The organism is Actinoplanes solisilvae (assembly GCF_003999975.1).
In the GTDB taxonomy this organism is placed as follows: domain Bacteria; phylum Actinomycetota; class Actinomycetes; order Mycobacteriales; family Micromonosporaceae; genus Actinoplanes; species Actinoplanes solisilvae.
The window spans coordinates 1-23327 of the sequence record NZ_RJAC01000040.1; the positions used below are offsets into that span (position 1 = coordinate 1).

15 protein-coding genes are annotated in these 23327 nt (G+C 71.7%); 8 read left to right on the plus strand and 7 right to left on the minus strand.

The genetic code is table 11. The annotated features are described in order from the left end of the window. Window positions 1-105: 105 nt before the first annotated feature. Together EER30_RS47765 and EER30_RS44010 are read left to right on the plus strand one after the other, a co-directional pair. Window positions 106-267 carry a hypothetical protein gene (locus EER30_RS47765; RefSeq protein WP_164842744.1) on the plus strand — a complete coding sequence of 54 codons (162 nt, stop codon included), beginning with the start codon at window positions 106-108 and terminating at the stop codon, window positions 265-267. A gap of 161 nt (window positions 268-428) precedes the next feature. Continuing rightward, window positions 429-3170 (plus strand): ATP-binding protein, encoded by a 2742-nt coding sequence (locus tag EER30_RS44010; protein WP_127508410.1) that lies wholly within the window; start codon window positions 429-431, stop codon window positions 3168-3170. A 108-nt stretch (window positions 3171-3278) separates the two neighbouring features. On the opposite strand, the gene EER30_RS44015 is transcribed toward EER30_RS44010, so the two are convergent. Next, window positions 3279-7730 carry a LamG-like jellyroll fold domain-containing protein gene (locus EER30_RS44015; RefSeq protein WP_127508413.1) on the minus strand — a complete coding sequence of 1484 codons (4452 nt, stop codon included), beginning with the start codon at window positions 7728-7730 and terminating at the stop codon, window positions 3279-3281. Between the two features lie 517 nt (window positions 7731-8247). Here EER30_RS44015 and EER30_RS44020 point away from each other — a divergent pair. Further along, the gene (locus EER30_RS44020; RefSeq protein WP_127508415.1) at window positions 8248-11031 is read left to right on the plus strand and encodes an AfsR/SARP family transcriptional regulator; all 2784 of its coding nucleotides are present in this window, start codon (window positions 8248-8250) and stop codon (window positions 11029-11031) included. Window positions 11032-11088: 57 nt separating this feature from the next. Then, window positions 11089-11619, plus strand: a complete 531-nt coding sequence (locus EER30_RS44025) for a sigma-70 family RNA polymerase sigma factor (RefSeq protein WP_127508418.1) — start codon at window positions 11089-11091, stop codon at window positions 11617-11619. Here EER30_RS44025 and EER30_RS44030 read toward each other — a convergent pair. Then, entirely contained in the window at window positions 11597-12868 is a 1272-nt protein-coding gene (locus EER30_RS44030; protein WP_127508421.1) for a hypothetical protein, read from the minus strand. The two genes, EER30_RS44025 and EER30_RS44030, sit on opposite strands and share 23 nt — an antisense overlap. 119 nt (window positions 12869-12987) lie before the next feature. Here EER30_RS44030 and EER30_RS44035 point away from each other — a divergent pair, with 119 nt between their 5' ends. Together EER30_RS44035 and EER30_RS44040 are read left to right on the plus strand one after the other, a co-directional pair. After that, window positions 12988-13281, plus strand: a complete 294-nt coding sequence (locus tag EER30_RS44035) for a WXG100 family type VII secretion target (protein WP_127508424.1) — start codon at window positions 12988-12990, stop codon at window positions 13279-13281. 66 nt (window positions 13282-13347) lie between these two features. Then, window positions 13348-17754, plus strand: a complete 4407-nt coding sequence (locus EER30_RS44040; protein ID WP_205650688.1) for an FtsK/SpoIIIE domain-containing protein — start codon at window positions 13348-13350, stop codon at window positions 17752-17754. Between the two features lie 51 nt (window positions 17755-17805). Here the strand turns inward: EER30_RS44040 and EER30_RS44045 are convergent, their stop codons facing one another. Both EER30_RS44045 and EER30_RS44050 read right to left on the minus strand, forming a co-directional pair. Continuing rightward, the gene (locus tag EER30_RS44045; protein ID WP_127508427.1) at window positions 17806-18396 is read right to left on the minus strand and encodes a hypothetical protein; all 591 of its coding nucleotides are present in this window, start codon (window positions 18394-18396) and stop codon (window positions 17806-17808) included. Between the two features lie 5 nt (window positions 18397-18401). Further along, window positions 18402-18692 carry a hypothetical protein gene (locus EER30_RS44050; RefSeq protein WP_127508429.1) on the minus strand — a complete coding sequence of 97 codons (291 nt, stop codon included), beginning with the start codon at window positions 18690-18692 and terminating at the stop codon, window positions 18402-18404. Between the two features lie 105 nt (window positions 18693-18797). Between EER30_RS44050 and EER30_RS44055 the strand changes: the two genes are divergently transcribed. Continuing rightward, on the plus strand, window positions 18798-19454 hold the full coding sequence (locus EER30_RS44055; protein WP_127508432.1) for a hypothetical protein: 657 nt from the start codon (window positions 18798-18800) through the stop codon (window positions 19452-19454). Window positions 19455-19501: 47 nt separating this feature from the next. On the opposite strand, the gene EER30_RS44060 is transcribed toward EER30_RS44055, so the two are convergent. The 3 genes from EER30_RS44060 to EER30_RS44070 are packed head-to-tail and all read right to left on the minus strand — an operon-like array spanning window position 19502 to window position 22104. Continuing rightward, window positions 19502-20170, minus strand: coding sequence for a DivIVA domain-containing protein (locus EER30_RS44060; protein ID WP_164842745.1), 669 nt, complete (start codon window positions 20168-20170; stop codon window positions 19502-19504). A 60-nt stretch (window positions 20171-20230) separates the two neighbouring features. Further along, the gene (locus EER30_RS44065; protein WP_127508438.1) at window positions 20231-20866 is read right to left on the minus strand and encodes a response regulator transcription factor; all 636 of its coding nucleotides are present in this window, start codon (window positions 20864-20866) and stop codon (window positions 20231-20233) included. Next, window positions 20839-22104, minus strand: a complete 1266-nt coding sequence (locus EER30_RS44070) for a sensor histidine kinase (protein WP_127508441.1) — start codon at window positions 22102-22104, stop codon at window positions 20839-20841. The genes EER30_RS44065 and EER30_RS44070 overlap by 28 nt, the downstream gene beginning before the upstream one ends. A 98-nt stretch (window positions 22105-22202) precedes the next feature. Between EER30_RS44070 and EER30_RS44075 the strand changes: the two genes are divergently transcribed. Then, on the plus strand, window positions 22203-23222 hold the full coding sequence (locus tag EER30_RS44075) for a fatty acid desaturase family protein (protein WP_127508444.1): 1020 nt from the start codon (window positions 22203-22205) through the stop codon (window positions 23220-23222). Window positions 23223-23327 lie beyond the last annotated feature (105 nt).

Here is a 23327-nt window from a genome sequence, read left to right on the forward strand (position 1 = left end):
GAAGCTCCGTTTGCACCAGATCTGTGAGAAGACCTGGTCTCAACGGGGCTTCGTCCATATCCGACACGCCGACGCGGGCATCGTCACTCACCGCCACTATCGATCATGAAACGGCCGTGCCTACCCGGGCTGGCGATGGTGCCGCTGGCCGGGAAGGTTCAGACGGCCGAGATCGCCGGCGCCGGCCACTGGCTGGCCGAGCAGGCGCCGACGGCGCTCCTCGCTTCGGTCAGACCATTTCTGGCCGCGTACAAGGCCGCCGGGTAGTAAGAAAAGTGCACTGACGACAGTCGAAAGCTTCACCAACCGCAAGCGATTCGGAGAGTGCAAAGGAGAAGTGACACTGCCCTCGTGAAGGTTCCGTCCGGCTGCCTCGGCTGGTAGATCTGAGGAACCGCAGGCCGAAGTTGCTCGCGGGGGAGTTGGCGATGGCGCTACAGGTTCGTGGGGGTCTTCCGGAACTGCGCGGGCGCGACGAGGAATGCGCCGCGCTCGATGAGTTACTGTCCGACGGATCGGCCGGGCACAGCCGTGTCATCGTTCTGCGCGGGGACGCCGGGGTCGGCAAGAGCGCCCTGCTGAGGCACGTTCGCGATCGGTCAGACGAATGGTGTGTCGCCGAGGCGGCCGGTGTCGAGTCAGAGATGGAGCTGGCCTACAGCGGCCTGTTCCAGCTCTGCTCGCCCCTGCTGGCCCACGCCGGACGGTTGCCGGCGCCGCAGGGCGAGGCCCTGGCCACGGTCTTCGGCCGCAGCTCGGGGCCGCCGCCCGACCGGTTCCTGGTCGGGCTGGCGACGTTGTCGCTGCTCGCCGAGGTCGCCGAGCGCCAGCCGCTGGTCTGCCTGATCGACGACGCGCAGTGGCTCGACGAAGCCTCGGCGCAGATCCTCTCCTTCGTCTGCCGCCGGTTGTTCGCCGAGCGGGTCGCGATCGTCTGCGCGGCCCGCACCGGCTCCGGCGTCCTCGCCGGGCTGCCCGAACTGCCGATCGGCGGCCTGCTCGACGAGGACGCCCGCGCCCTTCTCCTCGCCCACGTGCACGGGCCGCTGGACGTGACGATCCGCGACCAGATCGTCGGCGAGAGCCACGGCAACCCGCTCGCGCTGATCGAGCTGCCGCGCAACCGGACCCCGCTCGACCTGGCCGGCGGTTTCGGGCTGCCCGGCAGCCACCCGGTCGCGGGCCGGCTCGAGCAGGGGTACGCCCTGCGCCTGGCCATGTTGCCGCCGGACACCCGCCTGCTGGTGCTGGCCGCGGCGGCCGAACCGCTCGGCGACCCCGTGCTGCTGCGGCGCGTGGCCCGCGTGCTCGGCCTTCCCATGCGAACGATCAATGTGGCGGTCGACGCCGACCTGCTCGTGGTCGGCGAGCGGGTCGAGTTCACCCACCCGCTGGTTCGGTCGGCGGCCTATCACAGCGCCACCTCCGACGATCGTCAGAGCGTGCACAGCGCCCTGGCCGACGCGACCGACCCGGAGGCCGACCCCGACCGGCGCGCGTGGCACCGGGCTCGCGCCGCCTCCGGGCCCGACGAGCAGGTCGCCGCCGAACTCGAACGCTCGGCCGACCGCGCGCGCAACCGTGGCGGGCTCGCCGCCGCGGCCGCTTTCGGTCAGCGGTCGGTCGCGCTGACCGAAGACCCCGCTCGCCGTTCGGCCCGCGCGCTGGACGCCGCGTGCACGACCCTGCGGGCGGGCGCCTTCGACGCGGCCCTGGCGCTGCTGGCGACGGCCGAACGGGGACCGCTGACCGACTTCCAGCGGGCCCGGGCCGAGCTGGTACGCGGCCACGTCGCGTTCGCCTCCGGCCGCGGTGACGACGCCCCCGGGCTGCTGCTGGCCGCGGCCCGCGGGCTCGAGCCGTTCGACGTGCGGCTTGCCCGGGAGACCTATCTGACGGCGTGGACCGCGGCCCAGCTGAGCGGCCGCGGCGACGTCATCGAGCAGATCTTCGCGGCGGTCGACGCCCTGGTCGCGCCGGGCGGCACACCGACCGCGCTCGACCTGTTTCTCGAAGGGTTCGCCGTGCGGGCGACGAAGGGCCACCGCGCCGCGGCGCCGACGCTCAGCCGTGCGGCCGCCGCGTTGACCGGCATCACCGCCGACGACATCCAGCACTGGGGCTGGGCCGCCGGGGCGCCCAGCGCCGCCACCTGGGACGACGAGGGCATGCGTACGATCTTCGCCCGGGTCGTCGAACTCACCCGCGAGGCCGGCTCGCTCGAACATCTGCCGCTGCACCTCAGTTCGCTGGCGGTCGCGCGGGCGTGGACCGGCGATCTCACCGGCGCCGAGGCGCTGCTCGTCGAGAGCGAGAGCGTAGCCGCCGCCACCGGCACCGTTGCCCCCTCGCCGGCCTGGCTGTACCTGCGCGCGCTGGAGGGCGAGGAGCTCCCTGGCAAGACGGCCGAGGGCGACGGCATCGGGGCGGCGGTCGGCCACTGGGCGGCCGCGATCCTCTGCAACGGACTGGGACGTTACCGGGAGGCGGCCGAGGCCGCCCAGCTGGCCACGGCCAACCCGCTGGAGCCGTGGATCTCGACATACGCCCTGCCCGAGCTGGTCGAGGGGGCGGTCCGCGCCGGCGACGCCGACCTGGCCCAGGAGGCGCTCGAGCGTCTGATCGAGACGACCGAGCCGAGCGGCACCGACTTCGGCCGCGGCGTCGAGGCCCGCTGCCGGGGACTGGTCGGCGAGGGCCCGGGAGCCGAGCACTGCTACCGCGAGGGAATCCGCCACCTCAGCCGTACGCCGTTGGTGCCCGAGACGGCCCGGGCCCACCTCGTGTACGGCGAGTGGCTGCGCCGCGAACGCCGCCGGGTCGACGCCCGTCGGCACCTGCGCGCCGCCCACGACATGCTCACCTCGATCGGCATGACCGCGTTCGCCGAGCGGGCCCGCCGCGAACTGGTGGCGACCGGCGAGACGCTGCGCCGCCGCGGCACCGAGGCCCGCCGCGAGCTCACCCCGCAGGAGGAGCAGATCGTGCGGCTGGCCGACGACGGCCTGACCAACCGCGAGATCGGCGCCAAACTCTTCCTGAGCCCGCGAACCGTCGAGTGGCACCTGCGCAAGGCCTTCACCAAACTCGGCATCAAGTCGCGCAACGCCCTGCACACCGTGCTCGCCTCCAGGGATTTCGCGGGCGCGAGCGGCCCGCGGGACCGGTGAGGCTGGTCGCGCATCCCCACCAACATGGCCGGGGCAAGACCCTCGTCGGGGCCTCTTGACGGTTGGTGACGGTGATGGCGCCGGGGGACGCCACCACCGTCGAACTTGCTAGTTGGGCACGGCGGTCACGCCGCCCCAGCCCTGGTTCTTCTGGTAGAGCAGGATGCCGCCGCTGACGTACGCGTTGCCGTTGTTGCGGAAGTAGACCAGGTTGCCCTCGGGGTTGATGGCAGCCAAGTCGACGCGGCCGTCGTTGTTGTAGTCGCCCGCGGTCATGCGGGTGTGCGTGGCGAAGGCCTCCGGGAAGCCGTACATCGACGCACCGGGCGAGAGCCGTCCCGCGCCGTTGCCGGCGTAGAACCACAGGCTGCCGTTGGCGCCGATGCCGGCGATGTCCTGCGTGCCGTCACCGTTGAAGTCGCCGCCGATGATCGTCCGGAAGCCGTTCCAGCCGGCCCCCGTCTGGTACATCAGGTCCCCGGTGCCGATGCCGCTGTCACCGTCGCCCTTGTACATGCGGATGTTGCCGTCGGAGCCGGTTCCGACGATGTCGTCGAGACCATCACCGTCGAAGTCACCGGCGGTGATCCGGACGATGCCGCCCCAGGCGCCCGCGACGGAGTTCATCGTGCGGCCGGTGCTGATGAAGCCGTCGCCGTCACCTCGGTAGACCCGGATGTTTCCGTCCGCGCCGATCGCGACGATGTCGTTGTTGCCGTCGTCGTTGAAGTCGCCCGCCGTCACCCGGGTGAAGTCCGGCCCCCATGCACCCGCGACCGGGCCCATGTCGGTGGAGAAGCGGACCAGGCCCGAGCCGTTGCCGGCGTAGTTGCCCATCGAACGGCTGGCGCCGATGGCCGCGAAGTCGGCGTTGCCGTCGTTGTTGTAGTCGGTCCGCTGCCGCGGGATCGGCAGCGACTTGGTGGTGGCCTCGAACAGCGTGTTGAACTGACCGGCGGTCAGCACGCCCTGCCAGATCTGCAGGTTGTCGATGCCGCCGATCCACTGATCGCGGTAGCTGCCCTGGGTCTCCTCGTCCATCGTGTGCCAGACACTGCCGACGGTGAGCGGGCCGTCGGCGCTCCACAGCACCCCGGACCGGGTCGCCTCCATCTCGCCGTTCACATAGAGGCTGAGCTGGTTGACGGCCGAAGTGTTGTAGACGAACACCAGGTGGAACCAGTCACTGGTGTCGTCGCCGGAGAGCAGTGTCGGTGCGATCAGGTGGGTCTGGGCCTCGCCGAGGTTGTTGTCGATGCTCGGCACCATCACCTCGAACCGCTTACCGGTGATGCCCTTGACCGTCGACTCGCGGACGCCGAGGTAGAACGCCGACATCTTGCTGCCCTGCTGGGCCACGGCGGTCATGGTCGAGCTGAGCTCGGCCGGCTGCACCCACACCGACACGGCGAACGACTGATCCGTACGCAGCACGGCCTCGTTCTGCAGGATCTTGTCCGGCGAGCCCACCGGGGCCACGTCGCGCTGCGACCAGCCGTACTCCTTGGTCGCCGAGCCGTCGTTCATGTGCTTGTTGTCGAGCAGCAGACCGCTGCTCTCGCTGATGCCGGGTCCGATCTCGGTGCCCGGCGTGAGGGTGAGCTGCCGGCCGAAGCCGGAGCCGGAGTCGGGCGCCTCACACGTGTTCGGCGTGCCGGCCACCGCGCAGGGCGCCGCAGCCTCGAAGTCCCAGATGCCGACGCTGGTGGCGGCCAGGATGCCGGGCTCGTCGAAGCCGCCGGAGAACTCGTCCTCGGCCGCGGTGCCGGTGAAGTCGTCGCGCACCATCACTCGGTCGAAGATCTGCACGTCGGCGACGCTGCCGTAGAGCGGCTCCACGTACTGGGTGCTGGTGTTCTTGCGGTTGCCGATGCGCAGCAGGCTGTTCGCAGTCCAGGCCGTGGGGGCCGCGTCGGTGAACTTCGCGACGCCGTCGACCCAGATCGTCATGGTCTTGGCGGTCGAGTCGTAGGAACCGGCCACATGGGTCCAGCGGCCCGCGACCGCGGTGTTGACCGCGCAGACCTTGGTCAGGGTGTTGGTCGTCGAGTCGGCGCTGCGCATGCCGAAGCACCAGCTCTTGTCGGCCGTGCCGTCGAGGTTGAGGTCCTCGGAGCGCATCGTCAGCTCGAAGTTGGCGGTGTTCGCGCCGTCCTGCGAGAGCAGCGTCTGCACGCCGTTGAGGTTGTCGAGCCGGGCGAACGCCGCGACCGAGTAGCTCTTGGTCGTGTCGACCACCTTGGGCGTGGTCAGCGAGGTGGTGCCGGTGAAGTTGACGTTCTTGCCCTGGATGATGCGGCCCTTGTCGGCCCAGCCCAGGTTCGTCGGGGTGAGCACGTTGTCACCGCCCACCGCGGGGGCCTCGTCGAGGAGTGCGCCTTCCTCATCCATCCACGGCGGCCGGATCTCGAGGCTCCAGTCCGCCACCGCGGTCGACGGCCGGGGGACCGTGATCTCGGTCGAGCCGTACCCCTTGTTGTTGGTGGAGTCGATCGCCCGGGCGTAGAGGACGGCGATGCCGTACTTCTTCACGACGGCCGTCACTGTGGCCTGCTTGCCGATCACCTTGCCGGCGCTGTCGAGAATGTTCGTCGCCGCGACCGAGGAGGTGGTCGCCTCGTTCCATCCGTACTGGAACGACGACACGTCGGTCGCCGTCGAACTGATCTTGAAGGTGCCCGGCTTGCCCGGCCCGGCCGGCCCGGTCACCGTTTCCACCTTGACCGGCGGGACGGTCGTGTCGACCACGAAGTAGCAGGTAGCCGACGTGGGGCTCTTGATTTCGTACGGAGCCGGGTCCTTCGTGTACACGCGGAACGCGTACCGCTGGTTGGCCGGAAGCGCACCAGTCCGGGCGCTCGTGGCTCGGGTGTTCGCCGGGGACGACGTGTCGCCCGGGCTGGTGCGCGCGGTCAGGTTCTCGCCGTCGGGCGCGTTGAAGAGCTGCCAGGTCGCGGTCAAGTTCTGCGCGGTGCCGTCCTTGTCGTTCACGACGGCCGAGAAATACGGTGTGGTCGTTCCGATACGGATCGTACCGCCGGTGCAGGCCACCCCGTTGACCTGCAGCTGGGTCGGGATGGTGGGCTTGGCGTCGCGGTCGACGATCAGCTTCGCGTCGGCCGGGAAGTACTTCTTCCAGCGGTTGCCCTCGGACTCGCCCGAGCCGTCCTGGCTGCGCGCGGAGAGACCGAACACCACGTTGGGGGCGCTCTTGGCGGCCAGGGCGTTGACGACGGATTTGACGGCGTCGGTGTTGAAGTTGACGATCATGTCGGGCTGTGGGGAGTCGTCGCAGCCGGTGCCCTCGTTGGCGTTGGAAGAGACCGTTGCGAGGAACTTGACCAGCGAGGTGCTGTACGAGGCCCGCGGTGTGCCGAACGAGCCGGCCTGGTAGAGGCTGTTGGGCGTCTTGGTGCAGGACCAGCTGTGGTCGACCTTCATCTGAACGTAGGCGTCCTCGATGTGGTAACCCGCGAGCCCCGAAATCGGGAAGTCGAAGAACGACCGATACGTGCGTCCGTCCGGGTCGGAGCCGACACGGGCCCGCGACACGTCGGTGTTGTTGGTGTTGTTGTGCGTCGCGTAGGCCCAGCGGGACTTGCCGGTGCTCCAGGCCGGGTCGATGTAGACCGGGAACTTGGCGGCCGGGCTCAGCACGGCCGCGTCGGGCCGCAGCACCAGGTCACCGGCGCTGGTCAGTTCCGTGCGGACCGTCGCGCTCTTGGCGAGATCGCCGGGGGCAGCCGAGCTGGACTTCTCGATCGTGCCGGCGCTGACGGCGGCCTTCGCGGCGGCCGAGGTGCCGGTGGCGGACGAATCCCACATCTCCGGGGCGGGCGCGGCAGCGAGCAGCTTGCCGTCGGCGACGGCCCGCAGGGATCCGTCGGCGAGCCGTTGGGCCTTGGCGTCGCCGCCGAGGTCGAAGCGGACCTCGCGGACGGCCGGGTTGGCAGCGGCTTGGGCGTTCTTGACGACCAGCACGTGGGTGAAGCCGGTGCGGGTGGCTCGGAGCACGAGGTCGACGCCGGGCAGCACCTCGGAGTAGGTGGCGGCGTCGGCGGCGACAGTGGGGGCCGGGAGTTTGCCGTGCGGCCAGGTCAGGGTGAGCTTCTTGTTGTCCTGCACCAGAGTGGCGGCCGGTCCCGTGCCACCGGCCGAGAACCGCACGTCGGCCAGAGTCGCCTTAGGACGGAGGAGCTTGTCTTCGCCTTTGGCCAGTTTGACGTCGATGTCGGCCCACGAGCCGTTGGTCTTCTTGACGCGTTGCGGCACGGCGGCTGCCTCGTAGCGCAGCTTGCCCGACGGTTCGGCGAAGACCTGGACGAACTCGGTGCGCTCGGAGAGGGCCTCGACCCGTTTGCCGGACTTCTTCGCCGCCTTGGCCGCGGAGTCAAGGCTGGGCGCGGTCTTCGGCGCCGGAGCGGGTGACGGTGCGGCCTCCGCCGAGGTGGTGGAGACGGCGACGGCGAACGTGGTGGAACACAATACGGCGGCTGCGGCCGAGGCGAATCTGCGTCGTGGCCGGACTGTTCCCGACCGGTGTTTGTCTTGTCTGGACATATTGACCCCCATGATCACGGTGGTAGCCGCGTGAGAATAGGCGATCACTCGCAGTCGCCACAATGGAGCGCGATCTATGGGTTGCGTCGGCTGTCACGATCTCGGTAACACCGGGTGGTCTCGCCCCACACGGGCGTAGCCACCGTCGCCCGGCCTGGCTCCTGGCCGAGGAGGGCACGTCACCGGAGCTCCGCACGCTTCTGTTCGGCTCGCGGTCACCCGACGACCTCGAGCTGTTCGCTCTCGAGCGCATACCGGATCTTTCCCGGCTCGGCGCCCGCGACCATGCGTCGTCCATCACCGCGGGATCGGCAAGGCCGGCGAAGCCTCGGCCTCGGCGCGTGAGTCTGGACACCGTCTCGCGGTGGTGAAAGCCGTGGTGGGGAAGTTGTCCGGCATATTTCTGGACAAAGCTTGCGTTGGCGCTGGTGGGACGTTGCGGGCGCAGGTTGTGCGTAGTGGGGGCGAGCTAGCTTTTAGGCCCCGGTTACCGTCGGATCGAGGAGAGTTGAGCGCCGTGCGGTTCGTCGTCCTCGGGACGGTTCGGGCTTGGCGTGGGGACGTCGAGCTTGAACTCGGCCCTCCGCAGCAGCGGGCCCTGCTCGCCCTGCTGCTCGTGCACGCCGGTCACCCGGTGGCCCTGCACGAGATCGTCGACGTGCTCTGGGGCGACGACCGGCCGGGCACGGCGGCCAACCTCGTGCACCGCTACGTGGGCGCGCTGCGCCGCCTGTTCGAGCCCGACCTGCCCGCCCGCGGCCACTCGAGCTATCTGACCCGCGGCTCCGGCGGCTACAAGCTCGACGTCGACCCCGAAAGCATCGACCTGCTGCGGTTCCGGGCCCTGCGGTTCGAGGCCGGCCGGCGCGCCGAGGCGGGCGATCACTCGGCCGCCGCCGAGGCCCTGCTCGAGGCGTTGAGCCTGTGGCGCGGGCCGACCGCCGACGGCATCGCGCCCGAGATCCGCGTCTACCCGGCCTTCACCTCGGTCGACGACGAGGTCCTCTCCGTGCTGCGGGCCGCCGCCGAGCAGGCCGCCGAGGCCGGCCCCGCGGTCGCCGACCGGGTGCTCGACGCGGTTCGGCTCGCCGCCGCTCGGCACCCGCTCGACGAGGGCCTGCAGGCGCGGCTGATGCTGCTGCTCGCGACCACCGGCAAACAGGCCGAGGCCCTCGTCGTCTACCAGCAGACCCGCGACACTCTCGCCGCCGACCTGGGTCTCGACCCCGGGCCCGAGCTGCAGACGGCCCATCTGCGGGTGTTGCAGCGGGCCGAGGCGCCCCCGGCCGCCGTCCCCGCGGTGCGCCCGGCCCAGCTCCCGGCCGACCTGGCCGTCTTCGCCGGTCGCCGGCACGAGCTCGACCAGCTCGGGTCCCTGCCGCCGGGCGTGCCCGTGGTCGCGATCGGCGGCATGGCCGGCGTCGGCAAGACGACCCTGGCCGTGCACTGGGCCCACCGCATCGCCGGGCGGTTCCCCGACGGCCAGCTCTACGCCGACCTGCACGGCTTCCACCCGGGTGGCGCGATCACCAGCGCCGCCGACGTGCTGCGGTCGTTCCTCGACGCGCTCGGCGTGCCGGCGTCGCGCGTCCCGGCCGGGCTCGAGGCCCAGTCCGCGCTGTTCCGCAGTGTGCTGGCCGGGCGGCGGGTCCTCATCGTGCTCGACAACGCCCGTGACAGCGAGCACATCCTTCCGCTGCTGCCCGGCACCCCCGGCAGCCTGGCCGTCGTCACCAGCCGGCACCGCCTTTACGACCTGGTCGCCATGCACGGCGCGACCGCGATCACCCTCGACCTGCTGCCCTACGCCGACGCGACCGAGCTCATGACCCGCCGGCTCGGGTCCGACCGCATCGTGCTCGACCGCGGCGCCGCCGAGCAGATCGTCGAGCTGACCGGCCGCCTGCCGCTGACCCTGGCGATGGTGAGCGCCCAGGCGGCCATGAACCCCGGCTTCGCGCTGAGCACGATCGCCGACGAGCTGCGACGCTCGCACGGCAGCCTGGACGCTTTCGCCGGTGAGTCGTCGCGCTCCGACGCCCGGTCCGTGTTCGCCTGGTCGTACCGCATTCTGTCGCCCGCCGCGGCCCGGCTGTTCCGGCTGCTCGCGCTGCATCCGGGAGCCGATCTCTCGCTCGCCGCGGCGCAGGCGCTGACGGGTGAGCCGAACCCTCGCAAACAGTTCACCGAGCTGTTGCGCGCGCATTTGGTCACCGAGACCGTGCCCGGCCGCTTCGGCGTGCACGACCTGCTGCGGGCGTACGCCGCCGAGCTCGTCGACCCCGCCGAGGCCGGCCCGGCCCGTCGCCGCGTCGTCGACCACTACCTGCACAGCGCCTGGTCGGCCACCGGGGTGCTCTACCCGACCAGCGAACGGCTGCTGCTCGACCCGCCGGTCGACGACGCCGTCCCGATCCACTTCCACGACGGGCCCCGGGCGGCGACCTGGCTCGACGCCGAGCGGGCCGTGCTCGTCGACGCCGTCGAGCAGGCGGCGCGGGCCGGTCTCGACCAGCAGAGCTGGCAGCTCGCGATCACGCTCGAGACCTACCTCGACCGGGCCGGTTCGTGGCTGGTGCAGCGTGAGATGCAGACCACGGCCCACCGGGCGGCCGAGGCGCTGGGCGACCGGCGCGCGCAGGCGTACACGCGACGTGCCCTCGGTTTCGCCGAGGGCCGGCTGGGCCGTTTCGCCGAGGCCGACCGCCATCTCTCGGTGGCGCTGAGCCTGTTCGCCGAGGCGGGGGACGACAAGGGCGAGGCCCGCACGCACCGGCTGGTCGCCTTCCTGGCCAACCGGCGCGGACAGCATCTGATCGCGCTGGAGCACTACCGCGTCGCCGGTGACCTCTATCGCCGGGTCGGGTGGCTCAGCGGCGCGGCCAGCGTGCACAACGAGTCCGGGTGGACCTACATCATGCTGGGCGACCTCGACCGGGCGATCCAGGAGTGCCGGCTGGCGATCAGCGTGCACCGGCAGAACGGCGACCCGAGCGGCGAGGCCGCGGCCTGGGACAGCCTGGGCCTCGCCCAGCACCGCCAGGAGGCGTACGAGGAAGCTCTGGAGTCCTTCGGTCACGCCCTGAACCTTTATCGAATGGTCTGCGACAAATACCTGGTCGCCGACACCCTCGCGCACATCGGTGACGCCTGCCACGCCGCCGGGCGTGCCGATTCGGCCGTCGAGGCGTGGCGAGAGGCCCTGGAGCTGCTGGAAGACCTCGGTCATCCCGACGCCGGCCAGGTGCGTGAGAAAGCGGGTCTGACCGGGCGGTCAGAGTCCGGTCAGTTTTCGGGCTGAGCACCCTGCCTAATTTCGCCGCGGCCTTGATTCCGCGCGAGACAGGGATGTTGCTCGATGCGCACCACGAATGCCGAATCCACCGCCCGCCGCCGCCAGGAACTGCTCGGCGAACTGGTGGCCGAACACCGGGAGGCGGTGCTCGGCTACACCAGAGCACTGGTCAACGACCACTTCCTCGCCGAGGACATCGTGCAGGAGACGATGCTGCGGGCTTGGAACCACACCGAGCGGCTGTACTCGACCAGCGGCTCGATCCGGGGCTGGCTGCTCACCGTGGCCCGCAACCTGGCCATCGACTGGCGTCGCAGCGCGGCCACCCGCCACGAGAGCGTGGGCTCGGCCGACCGCGACGTGGCCGAGCCGGACCCGGCTGACGCGGTCGCCGACTCCGACGAAGCGGTGGGCCTGCTGCGGGAGTTGTCCTCCGAGCACCGCGCCGTGCTGGTCCACACCACGATGGCCGGGCGGACCGCCGTCGAGACGGCGCGCATCCTGGGCGTCCCGGTCGGCACGGTGAAATCCCGCCAGCACTACGCCCTCAACCTGCTGCGAGCACGACGGGTCAGGCCGCTACCGGCACGGTGAGCCGCAGCCCCAGCACGGGAATGTCGACGGTGCCGTCGGCGTGCGCCTGCCACCGCCAGTGCGCGCCGTCGGTAACCTCGCCCGCGACGAGCCCGGTCCAGCCGGCCGCGCCGGTGCCGCACAGCGCGAGCAGTTCGGCCGCTTCCCGCTCGTCCGGCGTCCCGGCGGTCACGATCAGACCGCGTACGGGATGACGCGTCGCCGCCCCTCGAAGCGGTCCTTCCCCTCCGGCCGGGCGGCCCGCGTACGCCGGCACGGGCACCCGCGGCACGACGGCGAGCCCGGCCGGCACGGTCACACTCGCGGTCTGCACGGCCACCGGCAGGTTCGGCCGCACCCGGGCGATCTCCGCCAGCAGGTTCTGGACCACGTCACGGGCCACCCGGGGGTCGCCGCCCACGCTCAGCACGCCGTCGAGCAGGCTCAGGTCGACGAAGACCGGTTCGCCGTCCTCGTCGGCCCCGGCCCGCACCAGGCACGCCACCGACTGCTCCTCGCGCGCGACCAAGCTCGCCGGTGCGACGGCCGCCCCCGGACGACGCCAGCGGGTGTCGTCGAGCCGCTGCCACGGCTCGGTCAGCGCGTCGGTGGTCGCGATCCAGACCGTCGTGCCGGCCTGGTCGGCGCGTACCGCGTGGACGGGGCCACGCATCGCCGCGACCTCACCGACGGCGTCGTAGGCGCGACGCAGCGTGCCGTCGTCGCCGGCGAGCCGCGCCCCGAGGGACTGCCGCCGTGCGAGCCGGGCCCGGCGCCGGGCGGGCTCGCCGAGCGCGTGAAACAGCCGGCCCACCAGCGCGAACCAGCGGCCCGCCCGGCGCCGCCCGAGAATCGCCGCCGTGATCAGGGCCAGCAGGATCGCGGCGATGACCGCGAGCACGGCCGGCAGCGAGACGGTGACGGTCGTACCCGTAGTGGCGCCCTCGCGGGCCTGCTTCACGTCGGGTCCACGCGCGTCCGGCGGCAGCCGCAGGATCCAGCCGGGCCGCAACTGGTCGTCCGGCCCGGTCAGCGCCCCGCCGTCGGGCTGGCGCCGCCCCCGGTTGAGCTCGAAGATCTCGCCGGCCCGGCCGGGGTCGCCGAGCGTGCTCGCGGCGACCGCCGGCAGACCGGCGGGCTGGTCGCCGACCACGAAGACCTTGACCGTGTCGCCGGGCGCGGCGCTCGCCGTTCCCGCCACCCCGAACACGGCGAGGCACGTCAGCACCAGTGCTGCGGCCACCCGCGAGAGTGCTCGTCCGTCATGCATGCCGTACACACGGGACCGGCCCCCGGAATGGTTCGGGCCGAGAACGCGTGAACCTTTCCGTCGCGGCACTCCGTGTGTCCCGCGAACGTCCCCCCAGAAACCACCGCTAGGAGAATGACATGCCCGACTTCCGGGTCAACTCCGACGAGACGGCCTCGACCTCGCAGGCCCTGCTCAACGACTTCGGCCAGCTTCAGGACAAGCTCAACGAGGTCCGGGGAAAAATCACGAACCTGCTGGCCAACGGCTACTCGACGCCGGCCGCGCAGCAGAAGTTCTCCCCGTTCTTCGACGAGTTCGCCAAGGGCTTCGACTCGGTGAACCAGAGCCTGCAGGGCATCGGTCAGTACGTGAAGTCGGTCGGCGACGCGTTCAACCAGACCGACGACCAGCTCGGCAGCAACCTGAACTGACCCGCGGCGCCCTGCCGTCCCGCAAACCGCGCCGTCCCGCCCACCCGAACAGAGGTCGAGCCCACCGTGCGTCTGAACATCAGCGTCCGTGACCCCCGGGTCGAGAGCGATTCCACAAGGGTCGTGGTCGACACCGAACCGTCCGCCACGGCCGCCGCGCTCGCCGCCGAACTGGCCCGCGCCGTCGGCTCGCCCGACGCCGGACCGGTGCTCTACCTCGGCGGCACCCTGGTGGATCCTCAGGCCACGCTGGCCGCGGCCGGGGTGCGGGACGGCGTGGAGCTCGGGCTCGGCGGCCCCCTGCCGGCCGAACCCGAACCCGGCGGCCGCACCGAGATCCACGTGGTCTCCGGCCCCGGCGCCGGCACCATCTTCCGGCTGGTGCCCGGCGACTACGACATCGGCAGCGCCCCGGCCTGCCGCATCCGGCTGTCGGCCGAGGAGGGCACGCCCCCGCTGGCGGCCCGCGTGCGGGTGCGTCTCGACGGCACGGCCGAGCTGCTGAACACCGACCACGCCCTGCTCGACGGGAAGCCGTCCGCCCCCGGCAGTGAATGGCGCGAGGGCAGCCTGCTCACCGTGGGCGACATCCTGCTCGAACTGACCTCGCTGTGGCCGGCCCGCGCACCCCTGACCCCGGCCGCGGACGGGCTGGGCCTGGAGTTCAACCGTCCGCCGCGCTTCCTCCCGGCGGCCGCCGGCGGCACGTTCCGGCTGCCCACCCCGCCGGTCAAGCCGGACAAGCGGCCCATCCCGCTGCTGCCGATCCTGCTCGTGCCGGTGGCCGGTGCGATTGTCACGATCGTCGCCACCGGCCGCTGGAGCTTCGTCTTCGTCGCCCTGCTCTCGCCCATCGCCGCGCTGTTCACCCAGTTCGGCGGGCGCAAGCAGACCCTGCAGAAATACCTGGAGCAGCGCGCGGAGTACGAGGCGAAGGTCGCGCGCGTGCACGCCGACGTGGAGACGGCGATCCTGGCCGAGCAGCGCGACCTGCGGCTGGCCCTGCCCGACCCGGCCTCCCTGCTCAACCTGGCCCAGCAGCCCTCCGAACGGCTCTGGGAGCGGCGCTGGCCCGACCCCGACTTCCTTTCCGTACGGGTCGGGACCGCCGATCTGCCGTCCGCGGTGAGCGTCGACGACCCCACCCAGGACGAGCACCGCCGAACCACCGTGCCGCCGCTCGACCAGGTGCCCGTGTCGGTGCCGATCCGGCAGGCCCGCGTGGTCGGCGTGACCGGACCCGAGGCCAGCCAGCTCGCCCCGTGGCTGGTGGCCCAGGCCGCGGCCCTGCACAGCCCGGCCGACCTGCGCGTGGTCGTGCTGGCCGGGCCGGACGGCGAGCACGCCTGGGGCTGGACCCGCTGGCTGCCGCACACCCAGGCCCAGAACGAGGACGCGTACTCCCTGATCGGCAGCACCACCGACTCGCTCGCGCGGCGCATCGGCGAGCTCGGCCAGATCGTCGCAGCCCGCACCGCCGTCGGACCGGACGCGATCCGGGGCGGCGCCGCCGGCTACCCCGACATCCTGGTCGTGCTCGAGCAGGCGCGCCGGGCCCGTTCGCTGCCCGGCGTGATCGCGCTGCTGCGTGACGGGCCCGCGGTCGGCGTCTACACGATCTGCATCGACCGTGAGGAACGCCAGCTCCCCGAGGAGTGCGGCGCGGTCGTGGTCACCGAGTCGGGCGCGCGCAACATGTCCGAGCTGCGTACCGGGGGCGGGGCGCCGCTGACCGGCGTGCGCACCGACGACCCCGAGCCGGGCTGGTACGAGCCGTTCGGCCGCGCGCTCGCCCCGCTGCGCGGCGTGGGGGACAGCGACGAGAGTGTGCTGCCCAACGCCGTACGCCTGCTGGATCTGCTCGACATCGAGCCGCCCACCCCGCAGGCCCTCGTGGCCGGGTGGTCGCTCGGCGGGCGCAGCACCAGCGCGATTCTCGGCGCCGGGCTCGACGGCCCGTTCGCGGTCGACCTGGTGCGCGACGGTCCGCACGCGCTGATCGCCGGCACCACCGGGTCGGGCAAGTCCGAGCTGCTGCAGACGCTGGTCGCGACCCTGGCCGTGGTGAACCGGCCGGACGAGATGACCTTCGTGCTGGTCGACTACAAGGGCGGCAGCGCGTTCGCCGAGGCGGCCGACCTGCCGCACACCGTCGGCCTGGTCACCGACCTCGACACCCACCTGGTCGAACGGGCGCTGGTGTCGCTCGGGGCCGAGCTGCGCCGCCGCGAGACGCTGCTGGCCTCGGCCGGCGCGAAAGACATCGTGGACTACCAGGACAAGCGCTTGCGCGGCGGGAACGCCCTGGCCGCCCTGCCCCGGCTGCTGCTGGTCATCGACGAGTTCGCGTCGATGGTGCGCGAACTGCCCGACTTCATCGCCGGCCTGGTCAACATCGCCCAGCGCGGGCGCTCGCTCGGCATCCACCTGGTGCTGGCGACCCAGCGGCCGGGCGGCGCGGTGACGCCGGACATCCGGGCCAACACCAACCTGCGGATCGCGCTGCGCACCACCGACACGTCGGAGAGCCGCGACATCATCGACGCGCCCGACTCCGGCGAGATCTCGTCGGCCAACCCGGGCCGCGCGTTCGTCCGGCTCGGACCGTCGGCGCTGCTGCCGTTCCAGTCGGCCCGCGTCGGCGGACGGCGGCCCGGCGGCGCGGCCGCCCCGGACGAGCCCGTGCGGGTCAGCGCGGCCGTCGTCCCCTGGAAGGACCTCGGCGGCCCGCTGCCGGTCCGCGCTCGGGGACGTGACACAGCCCAGACCCAGGCGGTCACCGACCTGGCTGTGCTCACGACCGCGATCGCGCAGGCCGCCGCGCTGGCCGAGATCCCCCGCCAGCCCAGCCCGTGGCTGCCGGCCCTGCCCGACGTGCTCGAGTGGACCCGGCCTTCTGCTTTGGCCGCGGATCGGCCCGCTTTGGCCGCGGATCGGCCCGCTTTGGCCGCGGATCGGCCCGCCGAACTGCCGCCGGTCGAGTACGGCGTGGTCGACCGGCCCGCCGAGCAGACCCGGGCGCCGCTCACCTTCGACCTCGACCGGGCCGGTCATCTGCACATCGTCGGCTCGCCCCGCAGCGGCCGGTCGCAGACGCTGCGCACCCTGGCCGCCGCCCTGGCCGCGGCCCACGGCGCGGACGACCTGCACCTCTACGCCATCGACTGCGGCAACGGCGCGATGAACGCCCTGGCCGCCCTGCCGCACACCGGCGCCGTCGTCGACCGCAACCAGGTCGAACGGCTGGGCCGGCTGCTCGACCGGCTCAACGCCGAGCTCACCTCGCGGCAGGCCGCGCTGGGCGCGCGCGGCACCGCCGACCTGGCCGAGCTGCGCCGCTCCCAGGCGCCGGGCGAGCGGCTCGCGCACATCGTGCTGATGGTCGACCGGTTCGAGGTCTTCGACCGCGAGTTCCTCAACTACGACAACGGCAGCTACCTCGAGAAGATGGTGCGGCTGCTGCGCGACGGTGCGGGCGTGGGCCTGCACGTCGTGCTGGCCGGCGACCGGGTGCTGGGCAGCGGGCGCTACTCGGGCACCACCGAGGACAAGCTGGTGCTGCGGCTCAACGACCGCCAGGAGTACTCGTCGGTCGGCGTGCCCACCAAGTCGGCCCCGGTCGATCCGCAGCCGGGCCGCGCGATCCGCACCCAGGACCTGAGCGAGGCCCAGATCGCCGTGCTCGGCCCCGATCTTTCCGGAACCGCGCAGGCGCGGGTGCTGACCGAGCTGGGCGACGAGCTGACCAAGCGCGAGGACGCGGTGCCGGCCGGGCGGCGGGCGCTGCGGCTCGACGTCCTGCCCGACCGTATCTCGTACGCCGAAGCGACCACCCTGCCCGGCCGGCGTGGCCCGATGCGCCCGCTGGTGGCCGTCGGCGGCGACAGCCTGGCCGGGCTCGGCCCCGACCTGACCGACGTGCCGACCTTCGTCATCGCCGGTCCGCCCCGCACCGGGCGCAGCACCGCCCTGCTCACCGCGGCCGAGTCGCTGCTGGCCGAGGGCAGCGGACTCGTCGTGGTCGCGCCCCGCCGGTCGCCGCTGCGCGACCTCGCGGGCCGGCCCAGGGTAGCCGCGGTCATCACCGACGCGGACGTCTCGGCCGCCGACTTCCGCCGGGTCCTCGGCAACATCCCCGAGCCCAGCGCCGTGATCGTCGTCGACGACGCCGAACTGCTGATGGGCTCCGAGATCGACCCCGACCTGACGCTGCTCGCCCGCGGCGCGCAGGGCAGCGGCTGGGGCGTGCTGGCGGCCGGCAACGCGGAGTCGCTGTCACTGTCGCTGGCCGGCTGGATGGGCCAGGTGAAACGCAACCGCACCGGCATGCTGCTCTCCCCGCAGAGCCTCAGCGACGGCGAGGTGATCGGCGTGAAGCTGAGCCGCGGCAACGTGGGCCAGGCGCCGCAACCGGGCCGCGGCCTGCTGCACCTGGGCGACGGCACTCTGCTGACCGTTCAGGTGCCGCAATAGAGAAGAGCGCCGGCGTGCCCCCTCGACACGCCGGCGCTGTCCTGGTCCGCCCTACTCCAGGAACCGGAACGTGCTCGTGATCGCGTCGAACAGGTCGTAGACCTCGTTCTTCAGCGGCAGGTTCGGGCTGGCCAGCGTGACGACCAGGAAGTCCTCGGGGCGACCGGGCACCGGCATCATCGTGTGCATGGTCAGCAGCCGCACGTCGATGTCGGCGGTCAGTCGCGTGGTCTCGGTGCCGGTGACGCGAGCGACCGGCCCGACGTTCGGGATCTTCACCGACGAGATGATCCGGTCCTTGGGCGCGACCCCGTTCGACGAGACACCGAGCTGCCTCGACAGCACCGGCAACGTCAGCTCCTGACCCTTCGGCGTCGTCACCGCGAAGACCATTCCGTACGCGAGGAAGAGCCCGTCGTCGTACAGGGTGGCTGTGCCTGTGGCCAGAAGAGCGCCTTGCTTGCGGGCGGCCCGGCTCACCTCGCGGCCCTGCCGGAACATGTCGTTGATGCGCACCTGCTCGCGCGGATCAGTGGTGGCGGCCAGCGCCTCGGCCCGTACGCGGGCCAGCTTCTCGCCGCTCAGGTCGACGTTGTCCCACTGGTCGGGCACGTTCAGCAGGAAGCGTTCGGCGGTCGTCATGCGGTTCACCCTTGCCCGTCGTCGAGGTTCTGCGCGGCGTCCTGGTCGGTCTTCTCGAACGAGTCGAGGATGCTGCCGATCGCGTCGCGGATGCCCTTGATCTGTCGTTTCAGCTGGAACCGGCCGTCCTCCCACTTGTCCTCGAAGTGCTGCGCCGAACCGCGCAGCCGGCCACGCCCGAACGCGGCGTCGAAGTCGAAGGTGTGGTGGCCGATGTCGATGAAGTCGTGGACGAAGGTGAGCATGTCCTGCGCCTGCTTCAGCTCGTCGCCGGGAATGTTGACGTCCTCGGCCATCCGGCGTCCCTCCTCGAGGTGGCTCTGGTCCGGGTCACACACGGAATCGGCCCGTCGAAAGGTTCACGGGTGAACGTTTCGCGCGGGCGATCTCGTGTTTCCGGTATGCCTCTCTCTTTCTCCCCGTCGCGCGCGGGCGGCGTCGCGCTGACCGTCGCTGCTCTCGCCCTCGCGGCCGGCTGCGGCAAGGTGATCACCATCGGTGACGCCGGTGCGCCGCCACCCCTCGCGCCTTCCTCCCCCGCGGCTGCTTCGTCGCCCGCGGCCGCCCCGACCGGTGGTGGCAACGACGCTCTGCAGGTCGTCGACCAGACGGCGGCCGAGGACGGGAAGACCGGCAACGGCGGCACGGTGATCGGCGTGCAGGTGCAGGAGAACCCGCCCAAGTGGGTGCAGCTCTCGGCGGTGAAGTCGCCCGCGCTGAGCGGCACCTACCTGATCAACATCAACCAGGCCGCGCTCTACCGCTTCGACAAGGACTCGGCCAAGCCCTCGACGTCGAACTGCGACGGCGACTGCGCGGTCAAGTGGCCGCCGGTGACGATCGAGGAGACCGGCAAGGTCTACCTGGCCGGGGTCGACCCCAAGAAGGTCGGCGCGATCCGCCGCGACGACGGCCAGGTGCAGCTGACCGTCGGCGGCTGGCCGATCTACCGCTTCGCGGGCGACAAGGAGCCGGGCGACCTGAATGGCCAGGGCGTCGGCGGAACCTGGTTCGCCGTCAGCCCCAAGGGTGAGAAGGTCAAGGCGCGTACGGCCTGACGCCTGACGCGCCTACCCGGACCGGTGAGCCGGCCTGCTCTGAGACGCTAGGCCGGCACCGTTCCGTCGAGCAGCTGCTGCTGGTGGATCATGTGGTCGTGCAGAGCGGCCTTGTAGTCCTCGGCCATGTGGGTCAGGCCGTCGATGTCGCGCAGCACCTGGGTGCGTTCCGCCTGCAGATCGTCGAGTGAGTCCTCGTAGCGGCGGCGGGACGTGATCTCGAGGTTGTCGGCCGTGGCGCGGGCCTCGTCGATCACCTGGGCCGACTTCTCGCGCGCCTCGGAGATCAGCGAGTCGGACTGGCGGCGCGCGTCGCGCATGTGGTCGTCGGCCGTGCGCTGGGCCATGGCCATGACTGGACCGTTGTCGACGGGCGGCTCGGGCGGCGCGGCGGCGGCCGCCCGGCGGGCCTGGTCGAGCCGGTTGCGCAGCTCGCGGGCGCTCTGCTCGGCCTGGTCACGGGCGCGCAGGGCCCGGTTGAGCTCGGCCCCGGCGGCGGAGAGTTCCTCGCCGGTGCGGTCGCGCGGGGCCGGAGCGGCCTCGGGCCGGAGCTGGCCCGCCTGCTGGCGCAGCTGCTCGTTCGCCTCGAGGAGACGGATCATCTCCTGGGTCACCTCGTCGAGGAGGGAGTCGACCTGCTCCTCGTCGTAGCCCCGCTTGCCGATCGACGCCTTGGTGAAGATCGCGTTCTGAATGTCTGCCGGAGTGAGCGGCACAAGTGTTCCTCGGTTCTCATCGCAGTGGACGGGCACACTGTACGCGCCCCGGCGAAAATCTCAGGCGTCGAGAAACATGAGAACGGCCAAGACCCGCCGGTTCACGTCGTCCGACGGCGGTAGTCCGAGCTTGGTGAAAATGTTGTTGATGTACTTGCTCACCACCTTCTCGGTGATGAACAGCCGCCCGGCGATCGCCGCGTTCGAGTGGCCCTCGGCGATGTTGCGCAGCACGTCGAGCTCGCGCGGCGTCAGCCCGGCCAGCGGCTCGTGCCGGGCCAGCAACTGAGTGACCACTTCGGGGTCGAAAGCCGTGCCGCCGGACGCCACCTGCTGCACCGCCTGGATGAACTGCTCGACGTCGGAGATGCGGTCCTTGAGCAGGTAGCCGACCCCGCCGCGGCTGTCGGTGAGCAGCTCACGCGCGTAGAGCGGCTCGACGTGCTGGGAGAGGACGAGCACGGGCAGCCCCGGAACCTCGGCCCGGGCGGCCAGGGCGGCCTTGAGGCCCTCGTCGCTGTAGGTGGGAGGCAGCCGCACGTCGACGATCGCCACGTCGGGCCGGTGGCCGAGCAGGGCCGGCAGCAGGGCGGGACCGTTGTCGACCGCTTCGACCACCTCGAAGTCGAAGGCCTCCATCATCCGGGTGAGGCCGTCCCGCAGGAGGGTCAGGTCCTCGGCGATGACAACGCGCACGGCAGCTCCATGGTCATGACGGTCGGGCCGCCCGGCGGGGAGGAGATCGCCATCGTGCCATCGAAGGCGTTGAGACGGCGCTCGACTCCCTGCAGGCCGGTGCCGCGGGCAGTGTCGGCGCCCCCGATCCCGTCGTCGCCCACCTGGACGGTGAGCAGGCCCGAGGTATGGCCGATCGTCACCCACGCCGTCGAGGCCTGACTGTGCCGGCCCATGTTGGCCAGCGCCTCGGCCACGGCGAAGTAGACGGCCGACTCCAGCGGCGTGTCGAGCCGCCCGGCCAGGTCGGACGAGACGTCGGTGGGCACCGGCAGGCTCATCGCCAGCGCCTGGACGGCGCCCTCGAGGCCACGCTCGGCCAGCACCGGAGGGTGGATGCCGCGCACCAGGTGGCGCAGCTCGGCCAGGGCGTCGGTGCTGGTCGTGCGGGCCTCGGCGAGCAGCTTCAGCGCGCCGTCAGGATCGCAGTGCACGAGCCGCTCGGCCATCCCGATGGTCATGCCGACCGACACCATGCGGGCCTGGGCGCCGTCGTGCAGGTCGCGCTCGATGCGGCGCAGCTCGGCGGCCTGCGCGTCGATCGCGTCGGCCCTGGTCACGGTCAGGTGGGCGACGCGCAGCCGCAGCTCGGCGGCGCGGGTCGGGGCCAGCAGCAGGCGCGCGAAGCGGTAGTGGGTGGTGCGCAGCAGCGGGCCCAGGGCGAGGCCGCCGGCCAGGATGATCAGCCCCTGGGGCAGGGACAGCCACGCCTCGGCCAGGTTCGCCGTGGGCCAGAACAGGGCGTACCCGAACCAGACCTCGCCGAGGAAGAGCCAGAGCGGCAGCATGAGCACCCCGGCCAGCCCGTAGATCACGACGGCCAGCGTGGTGATGCCCAGCCCCACCGCGATCAGCGCCCCCGGCACCAGCCAGGCGATGTCACGCCAGGTCGCCGGGTCGGTGATGATCCACCGCGCCCAGCGGCGGGTGCCCTGCTCACCCCGGGGTGGAGCCGGGTGGTAGGGCCGGCGGATCGCCATGCCGGCCCGGGTGCCGAGACGCCGCTCGACGTCGGTGCGCCAGCGCACGACGCTGGTCGTCACGGCGAGGATGTCGTTGCCGAGCAGCGGCACCGGGCTGAGCACAACCCCGAGGAACCACAGCAACAACACAGGTACGTTGAGTAACGCGAGCCCCACCGTGAACACGCTGTCCGCGGCGGCGCTCCAACCGGCACGCGCCCGGACCCGGAGTGTCATAGACACATCATCCCCGGCCCGCAAGGGGTGCTAACACCCCCCGCCCGATGGGGCTCTCCACTCCTGATCCGGGGCCCTCCGCGGCGAAGAATGAAGCCATGACGGTTACCACGGTGCGACCACGCACGAAGAGCGGCAGCGACTTCGCGGAGCTGAACCGGCGGGTGAACGCCCTCGGTCTGCAGAAGCGGCAGCCGGTCTACTACGTCCTGCGCCTGACGATCGTCACCCTGATGGTCGCCGGTGGCTGGGCGGCCTTCTTCCTGATCGGGTCGTCCTGGTGGACGCTCGCCGTGGCCGCCTTCCTCTCGGTGGCGTTCGCCCAGCTCGCGCTGGTCGCCCACGACCTCGCCCACCGGCAGGTCTTCCGCACCAAGCGCCCTAGCGAGATCGCCGGGCGCCTGGCCGGCAACATCGGCGTCGGCATGAGCTACGGCTGGTGGATGGACAAGCACACCCGCCACCACAACAACCCGAACCACGACGACCTCGACCCCGACGTGGCGCCCGAGGTGCTCATCTGGGCCACCGAGTCGGCGATCGGCCGGCGCGGTCTGGCCGCCTTCGTCACCCGCCACCAGGCCGGCCTGTTCTTCCCGCTGCTCACCCTGCTCGGCATCGACCTGAAGGTGTCCAGCGTCAAGGCCATCCGGGCCGGTCAGGTCAAGCGCCCGGGGCTCGAGTCGGCGCTGCTCGTGGTGCACTTCATCGCCTACTTCACGGCCCTGTTCGTCGTGCTCTCGCCGCTGCAGGCGCTGGCCTTCATCGTGGTGCACCAGGCGCTGTTCGGCGTCTACCTGGGCATGACGTTCGCCCCCAACCACAAGGGCATGCCGCACCCCGACGGCACCGAGGACTTCCTGCGCAAGCAGGTGCTGACCTCGCGCAACGTCCGGGGTGGATGGTTCGTCGACGTGGCCCTGGGCGGCCTGAACTACCAGATCGAGCACCACCTGTTCCCCGGCATGCCGACCCCGAGCCTGCGCAAGGCCCAGCCGATCGTCCAGGCCTACTGCGCCGAGATCGGCGTCGCCTACGAGCAGACCGGCCTCATCGAGTCCTACCGCCAGGCCCTGCGCTACCTGCACGAGGTCGGCGCCCCGCTCCGCAATTCCTAGAACTCCACCGGAGCACGGCCGAGAGCTTGCGGGTTCGCAGCAGCGCGGGCTCACCCCGTAGACGATGAGGTTGTTTTGAGGTCTTCTCAAGGGCCCGGACCCGGG

Bases quoted from the DNA above. Each gene is read 5' to 3' on its own strand.
- EER30_RS44070 (WP_127508441.1), bottom strand. From the start codon at position 22,104: ATGACACTCCGGGTCCGGGCGCGTGCCGGTTGGAGCGCCGCCGCGGAC.
- EER30_RS44025 (WP_127508418.1), top strand. From the start codon at position 11,089: ATGCGCACCACGAATGCCGAATCCACCGCCCGCCGCCGCCAGGAACTG.
- EER30_RS44010 (WP_127508410.1), top strand. From the start codon at position 429: ATGGCGCTACAGGTTCGTGGGGGTCTTCCGGAACTGCGCGGGCGCGAC.
- EER30_RS44030 (WP_127508421.1), bottom strand. From the start codon at position 12,868: ATGCATGACGGACGAGCACTCTCGCGGGTGGCCGCAGCACTGGTGCTG.
- EER30_RS44035 (WP_127508424.1), top strand. From the start codon at position 12,988: ATGCCCGACTTCCGGGTCAACTCCGACGAGACGGCCTCGACCTCGCAG.
- EER30_RS44045 (WP_127508427.1), bottom strand. From the start codon at position 18,396: ATGACGACCGCCGAACGCTTCCTGCTGAACGTGCCCGACCAGTGGGAC.
- EER30_RS44075 (WP_127508444.1), top strand. From the start codon at position 22,203: ATGACGGTTACCACGGTGCGACCACGCACGAAGAGCGGCAGCGACTTC.
- EER30_RS44055 (WP_127508432.1), top strand. From the start codon at position 18,798: ATGCCTCTCTCTTTCTCCCCGTCGCGCGCGGGCGGCGTCGCGCTGACC.
- EER30_RS44015 (WP_127508413.1), bottom strand. From the start codon at position 7,730: ATGTCCAGACAAGACAAACACCGGTCGGGAACAGTCCGGCCACGACGC.
- EER30_RS47765 (WP_164842744.1), top strand. From the start codon at position 106: ATGAAACGGCCGTGCCTACCCGGGCTGGCGATGGTGCCGCTGGCCGGG.
- EER30_RS44050 (WP_127508429.1), bottom strand. From the start codon at position 18,692: ATGGCCGAGGACGTCAACATTCCCGGCGACGAGCTGAAGCAGGCGCAG.